The following is a 7,163-nucleotide window of genomic DNA, read 5'->3' on the forward strand; positions in this document are numbered from 1 at the left end:
GTGCAACAGGCCGGCATGTGTGATGCCCGCCCGTTCCGCGATGTCTCGCAGCGAAGCTCCCGCGTAACCGCGGTCGGCGAAGCTGTCGCGCGCCGCCCGCAGAATGTCCGCCTGCCGTGCCGCCGTCTTCGCATACGGGCCACGCGACTTCGACTGCCCCACGGTGAACGTCTCCCTTCTCGGGCACCGCGATGGCACCCCTCCCGACGCGGCCGCACCGACGCCTCACTCAAGGCGCCGACGCCTGCCCCCTCAGCCCAGTGGCCCCAATGTTTACCACGTGGTCGCATTCCGTACCGATAGCTCCGCACCACCCCGGAACCCGCAACCGCGACCGCGGCGCCCGCCCACCGAATGTAACGCCTCTATTACGAAGACTGAGCACCATCTTCCGCAGACCCTCGACCTGGGTCAGAGTTCCGACCGAAAACCAACCTAGTGGTAAGTGTTCACGAAGTTCTCGCACCGCGCCGTCCCACCCCGTCCCGTGCACCGGCGAAGCCGTGGGCTTTGCGGCCCCACACCGGCACGACCCCAACGTCCTCACGGACCTCCCGCAGTCGAAGGAGATTGCCCATGCGCATCCGCTTCCCGCTTGCACGGCCATTGTCCCGGGTCGCACCCGTGGCCGTCGCCGGCGCGGTCCTGCTCTCGACGACGGCGTGCGACAGCCAGTCGGGCGACGCCTCGTCGGGCTCCGGCCGGACCCTTTCCCTGGCCATCATCGGCACTCCGAACTCCTTCGACCCCGCCCAGCTCGTCGAGGGCCAGCAGACGTACGTCTGGAACTCGGTCTACGACACGCTGCTCATCCAGGACAACGAGGGCCGGCTGGTACCCGGCGCGGCGGAGAGCTGGGAGTACACGGACGACGCGCGCACGCTGACGCTGCGGATCCGCAAGGGAATGAAGTTCAGTTCGGGCACACCGGTGACCTCGGCCGCGGTGAAGGCCACCCTGGACCGGATCAGGGCGACGCCCGGCGCGAGTCAGATAGGTCTGGCCGCCGTGGCGTCCGTGGAGACCAACGGTGACCACGAGGTCGTCATCAAGCTCAGGCATCCGGACGGCTCCCTGCTGTCCGCACTCTCGGGCGCCCCCGGAGTCATCGGCGACCCCAAGACGATGACGTCGAAGGGCTCCGCGCTCAACCCGGTCGGTTCCGGCCCGTACACCCTCGACAAGGGCGCGACGGTGAACGGCTCGGTCTACGTGCTGAAGCGGCGCGACGACTACTGGAACAAGAAGGCCTACCCGTTCCCCACCGTCAAGGTGCGGGTCATCGCGGACCGCACCGCGGCCCTCAACGCGCTCAAGGCCGGCGAGGTCAACGCCGGCAGCGTCGAGGCGACGCACCTGGGCGCCCTCAAGTCCTCTGGTTTCGAGGTCACGAATGTGGAGGCCACGGCCGCGGGTGTCCTGATGCTGGCCGACCGGGACGGCTCCAAGCTAAAGCCGTTGGGTGACGTGCGCGTGCGCAAAGCGATCAACATGGCCTTCGACCGGGAGAAGATCGTCAAGCAGATCCTCCAGGGCAGCGGCAAGCCCACCGTGCAGGTGTACAACCCCAAGGGCGACGCCTACGACCCGGCTCTCGAGAAGACGTACGCCTACGACCCGGCCGAGGCCAAGCGGCTGCTGGCCGAGGCGGGTTACGCGAACGGGTTCACCGTCCCGATGCCGAGCCTGGTGTACACCAAGCCCTTCGAGCCGACCATCACCCAGTCGCTGAAGGACATAGGCATCACCGTGCAGTGGGAGACGGTGCCCGCCCAGCAGACCAACTCCGCGTTCATCTCCAAGAAGTACCCGATGTTCTTCACGATGGACGGCCTCAACACCGCCCCCATCGAGACGCGGAACAACTTCAGCCCCACCGGCACGCGCAACGTGTTCGGCACCACCGACAAGCGGTTCGACGCGCTCTGGGACCAGGCCAACACCGAAGTGGATCCGGCCGCCGCGGCCAAGATCTACCAGAAGATCAACGCCTTCACCGTCGAGAACGCGTGGAACGCTCCCGTCTTCTACGCCGGTACCCACTGGGTGACCAAGAAGGGCATTCGCTACCTCGGCGACGGCTCCTCCACGTTCAGCACCGTGCGCCAGTTCGGCATCACGGGCCAGTGACCGGAGGAACCGAACGATGATCACCTATGTGTTGCGACGCCTGGGCACCGGCCTGGTCCTCGCCGTACTCGTCACCCTGATCACCTTCCTGCTGCTGGGCACCTCCTTCGACGACGTTGCCGGCACCCTCCTCGGCAGCGGGGCGACACCGGAGAGCATCCAGGCGCAGAAGGCCCACATGGGCCTCGACCGGCCCGTTCTCACCCAGTACGCGGACTGGCTGTCCCACGCGGTCCGCGGCGACCTCGGTGCCTCCTACTTCACCGCCGAACCCGTCCGTTCCGCCATCACCGCCCGGCTCGGTGTCACCCTGTCCGTCGTCCTGGCCGCCCTGCTCTTCACCGCGGTGATCAGCGTGGCCCTCGGCGTCCTGGCCGCCTCCCGCGGCGGTGCCGTGGACCGGGTGGCCCAGGGCGCCTCGCTCATCGGCTTCCTCGTGCCGAACCTCCTCATCGCGATCGCCCTCGTCTATCTCCTGGCGATCAAGCTGAAGTGGCTGCCGGCCACCGGCTACACACCGTTCGCCGAGGACCCCGGCAGCTGGGCGACGTCCATCGCCATCCCGGTGGCGGCGCTCATGGTGCCGGGCATCGCCAACCTCTCGGCACAGATCCGCGGCGCCATGATCGGCGAACTGCGCAAGGACTACGTACGCACCCTCCGCACACGCGGCGTCCCGACGAGGTCGATCGTGCTCCGGCACGCCCTGCGCAACGCCGCCGGGCCCGCACTGACCGTGCTGTCCCTCGAATTCGTACAGATGCTCGGCGGCGCGCTGATCATCGAGAAGGTCTTCGCCCTCCCCGGCTTCGGCAGCTACGCCTTCGACGCGTCGTTGCAGGGCGACGTCCCGATCATCATGGGCATCACCCTTTTCGGCGTGCTGCTCGTGGTCTGCGTCAACCTCGCCGTCGACCTCGTGAACGGCTGGCTCAACCCGAAGGCGAGAATCCATTGAGCAGCTCGGTCAAGGCACCTGAACCGAACACCCTTGAGACACCGGCCGACACCGGCCGGAAGTCGGCCCTGCACACTCTCATGCGCGACCCGCAGGCCGTCATCAGCGCGGGCATCCTGATCGTCATCGTGCTGCTGGGTCTGCTCGCCCCGCTGCTCACCGAGCACGGCCCCAACCACTCCTCGCTGGACGCGGTCAACGCCGCTCCGGGCACGGAGGGCTACCTCCTGGGCGGGGACAAGAGCGGGCGCGACATCTTCGCCCGGCTGCTCAACTCGGTCAACACGAGCGTCGTCTCGGCCCTGATCGGAGCGAGCATCGCCCTCGCCATCGGCGTCACCTTTGGTCTGGTCGGCGGCTATTTCGGCCGGCGTGTCCGCGGTCTCACCGAGTGGGTGTTCAGCCTCATCATGACGTTCCCCGGGCTGCTGCTGCTCATCGTGCTGCTCCCGGTGACCGATGGCGACTACCGCGCCACGATGATGATCTTCGGGGTGCTGCTCTCTCCAGGCATCTACCGCCTGGTGCGCAACCTGGTCGTCGGTGTCAGCAAGGAACTCTACGTCGACGCCGCCCGGGTCTCCGGGCTTCCCGACCGGCGCATCCTCAGCCGGCACGTCCTGTCTGTCGTCCGCGGGCCGATCGTGATCGCGGCGGCGTTCCTCTCCGGGTCCTCCATCGCCGTGCAGTCCGGACTGGCGTTCCTGGGCATCGGGTCCAACGAGGTGGCCAGCTTCGGCGCGATGATCGCCGACGGTTTCACCAATCTCTACGAGGAGCCCCTGCAGTTCGTCTGGCCCAGCCTGTTCCTCGGCGTGATGACCGCGTCCCTGGTGCTGCTCGGCAACGCGCTGCGGGACGCGCTGGAGGGGGGTCGGCCGAAGGCGTCCGACGTCGTCGGGGCCCGGTCCCGGCCCGCCCCCGCGGCCGGCGCGGCGAACACCGCGGCCACGAGTACCGCCTCCGGACTGCTCGTCGTGGAGGACCTCACCATCGCCTATCCCGCCCCTTCGGGGGAGTTGACGGAGGTCGTCAGCGGGGTCAACCTCAGCCTGGAAGCCGGGGAGACGCTGGGACTCGTCGGCGAGTCGGGCTCCGGCAAGACCCAGACCGCGTTCGCCACGCTCGGGGTGCTGCCCCCGGAGGCGACGATCACCCGGGGCTCCATCCGCCTCGACGGACGCGAACTCCTGGGACTCGCGGAAACCGAACTGCGCAAGGTCCGGGGCACATCGATCGCCTACGTCCCTCAGGAGCCCATGTCCAACCTGGATCCGTCCTTCACGGTGGGATCGCAGCTCGTCGAGGGCGTCCGGGCAGCCACCACCCTGTCGCGGAGCGAGGCGCGTGAGCGGGTCCTCGCCCTCCTGCAACGTGTGGGCATACCGGATCCCCGGCGGACCTTCGACTCCTACCCGCACCAGATATCGGGAGGCATGGCCCAACGTGTGCTCATCGCGGGCGCCGTCGCGAGCCGGCCGCTGTTGCTCATCGCCGACGAGCCGACCACCGCTCTCGACGTGACCGTGCAGGCGGAGATCCTCGACCTGCTGCGGGACCTGCAGAAAGACCTCAACATGGCCGTACTCCTGGTCACCCACAACTTCGGCGTCGTCGCCGACAGCTGTGACCGCGTCGCGGTCATGCGCCAGGGCGAGATCGTGGAGACAGGATCCACCGAGGAACTCTTCAGCCGACCCTCGCATTCCTACACGCGGATGCTGCTCGACTCCATCCTCGACGACGGTGCCGTGCGCACCGACGGGCCGGCCGACGCCGTGGCCTCCGACAGCAGCAGCGCCGTTCCCGACACGGAGGCGTCATGACCACCCCCCTCCTCGACGTGACCGATCTGCGCGTCTCCTACCCCGGGCGGGGCCTGCGAGCTCGTCCGCACGAAGTTCTGCACGGAGTGTCCCTGCACGTGCGCGAGGGCGAGACCCTGGGGCTCGTGGGGGAGTCGGGGTCGGGCAAAACGACCATCGGCCGCGCCGTCCTCGGGCTGGCCAAGCCCAGCGGCGGGCGCGTCCTCTTCCAGGACCAGGACATCACCCACGTCCCGCCGAAGGCCCGCCGCAGCCTGGCCCGCGACATCCAGGTGGTCTTTCAGGACCCCTACACGTCCCTCAACCCGTCCCTCACCATCGGTGACATCCTCAGTGAACCACTGGTGGTACGGGGGGCGTCCGGCAGCGACGCCCGGACCCGCGTACGGGAGCTGCTGGACCACGTGGGCCTGCCCGCGAACGCCTCCGCGCGGCTGCCCCGGGAGTTCAGCGGCGGTCAGCGGCAGCGGGTGGCGATCGCCCGCGCCCTGGCGCCGAAGCCCCGGCTCATCGTGTGCGACGAACCCGTCTCCGCTCTCGACCTGTCCACCCAGACCCGGGTCCTGGACCTGTTCATCGACATCCAGCGCCGCACCGGCGTCTCCTACCTGTTCGTCTCGCACGACCTGTCGGTCATCCGGCACATCAGCCACCGGGTCACCGTGCTGTACCGAGGTGACGTGGTGGAGACCGGACCGGCGGACCGCATCACTTCCGCCCCCGAACACGCCTACACACAGGCCCTCCTGCTGGCCGCACCGGTCGCGGACCCGATTCGGCAGCGTGAACGCCGTTCGGAGCGCCTCCGCCTGGCCTCCCTCGAACCCTGCGAAACGAAAGCGAACTGACCATGGCCTCCACTTCTCCGGGCTTCCTCTGGGGCGCGTCCACCGCGCCGCACCAGATCGAGGGGAACAACACCAACAGCGACTGGTGGGTGCGGGAGCACCGCGCGTCCGGCATGGAGCGCAGCGGTGACGCCTGCGACAGCTACCACCGTTACGCCGAGGACATGCGACTCCTCGCCGACGCCGGCCTCAACTCCTACCGGTTCGGCATCGAGTGGGCCCGTGTCGAGCCTGCCGAAGGGCACATCTCCCGGGCCGAACTCGCCCACTACCGCCGCATGATCGACACTGCCCTGGACCTGGGGCTGAAGCCCGTCGTCACCCTCCACCACTTCACTCACCCGCGCTGGTTCGCCGAAGCCGGCGGCTGGACGCACGAAAAGGCGATCGACCGCTTCACCTCCTACGTCCGGTCGGCGGCGACGATCCTGGACGATGTCGAGTGGGTGTGCACCATCAACGAGCCCAACATGCTCGCCCTCATGGTGATGATGAGCCAGGCCGCGCGGAGCGGCGGAGCGAAGAAGTGGCTCAGCCCCACCGTCGAGGGCGCCGCACGGCCGGTACTGCCGGACCCCGACCCTCACATCGGGCTCCGCCTGGCCGAGGCACACCACGCCGCCCGTGAGGTGCTCAGGCAGCACACCGGCGCGAAGGTCGGCTGGACGGTGGCCTGCCAGGCGCTGACCGCCACACCCGGCAACGAGGCCAAGCTCCGGGAGGTGCGGTACGGCCGGGAGGACCTCTACCTGGAAGCGGCTCGCGGCGACGACTTCATCGGCGTGCAGTCGTACTCCAGCCAGGAGGTCGACGAGAACGGTGTGGTGCCGCATCCGCAGGGCCCCGACACGACGCTCACCGGCAACGCGTACCGTCCCGACGCGATCGGCATCGCCGTGCGGCACGCGTGGAAGGTCACCGACAACACTCCCGTCCTCGTCACCGAGAACGGCATCGCCACCGCGGACGACGAACGCCGGATCGCCTATACCTCCGAGGCCCTGCGCCACCTCTTCGAGGCCGTCGACGAGGGCATCGACGTACGTGGGTACCTGCACTGGAGCGCCCTGGACAACTTCGAGTGGGGCCACTGGGGGCCGACGTTCGGTCTGATCGCCGTGGACCGGGAGACGTTCGAGCGTCGGCCGAAGCCGAGCCTCAAGTGGCTGGGCGAGGTCGCCCGGCGGGGGCGGCCCTGACCGACATGGCGACGTCACGCGAAGCCTCCTCGCCCCAGGAGAGCGCCGGCCGGCCGACCGGGGAAGGGGGCGACGGCACCCTGTCCGTCTCTCCCGCCCCGGCCGGGGCCACCGGCACCGGCCTCGCTTCTCTGCCCGGCGGGCGCGTCGCCCTCCTGGTGGCGGCCACCTTCGGCGTGGCGATGGCGCTCATGGTGCCGAT

The 7,163-nt window shown here is 68.9% G+C and carries 7 protein-coding genes; 6 read left to right on the forward strand and 1 reads right to left on the reverse strand.

Annotated features, from left to right (window positions below; genetic code table 11):
- The coding region (locus RIF68_RS21015; protein ID WP_309052840.1) for a helix-turn-helix domain-containing protein at positions 1 to 162 on the reverse strand (162 nt) is incomplete at its 3' end.
- Between the two features lie 414 nt (positions 163 to 576).
- Here RIF68_RS21015 and RIF68_RS21020 point away from each other — a divergent pair.
- From RIF68_RS21020 to RIF68_RS21045, 6 genes are all read left to right on the forward strand, one after another.
- The gene (locus RIF68_RS21020) at positions 577 to 2,130 is read left to right on the forward strand and encodes an ABC transporter substrate-binding protein (RefSeq protein ID WP_309052835.1); all 1,554 of its coding nucleotides are present in this window, start codon (positions 577 to 579) and stop codon (positions 2,128 to 2,130) included.
- A 16-nt stretch (positions 2,131 to 2,146) separates the two neighbouring features.
- Complete coding sequence (locus tag RIF68_RS21025) at positions 2,147 to 3,088, forward strand: ABC transporter permease (RefSeq protein WP_309052836.1); 942 nt, start codon at positions 2,147 to 2,149, stop codon at positions 3,086 to 3,088.
- Positions 3,089 to 3,168: 80 nt separating this feature from the next.
- Complete coding sequence (locus RIF68_RS21030) at positions 3,169 to 4,914, forward strand: ATP-binding cassette domain-containing protein (protein ID WP_375165728.1); 1,746 nt, start codon at positions 3,169 to 3,171, stop codon at positions 4,912 to 4,914.
- Complete coding sequence (locus RIF68_RS21035; RefSeq protein WP_375165727.1) at positions 4,911 to 5,762, forward strand: ATP-binding cassette domain-containing protein; 852 nt, start codon at positions 4,911 to 4,913, stop codon at positions 5,760 to 5,762. The genes RIF68_RS21030 and RIF68_RS21035 overlap by 4 nt, the downstream gene beginning before the upstream one ends.
- Positions 5,763 to 5,764: 2 nt before the next feature.
- On the forward strand, positions 5,765 to 6,961 hold the full coding sequence (locus RIF68_RS21040) for a family 1 glycosylhydrolase (protein WP_309052838.1): 1,197 nt from the start codon (positions 5,765 to 5,767) through the stop codon (positions 6,959 to 6,961).
- Positions 6,962 to 6,966: 5 nt separating this feature from the next.
- Positions 6,967 to 7,163, forward strand: a 197-nt coding sequence (locus RIF68_RS21045) for a hypothetical protein (protein ID WP_309052839.1), incomplete at its 3' end; no start/stop codon positions are given.

Origin of the sequence: Streptomyces sp. (genome assembly GCF_031178505.1) — a bacterium.
GTDB lineage: Bacteria > Actinomycetota > Actinomycetes > Streptomycetales > Streptomycetaceae > Streptomyces > Streptomyces gulbargensis.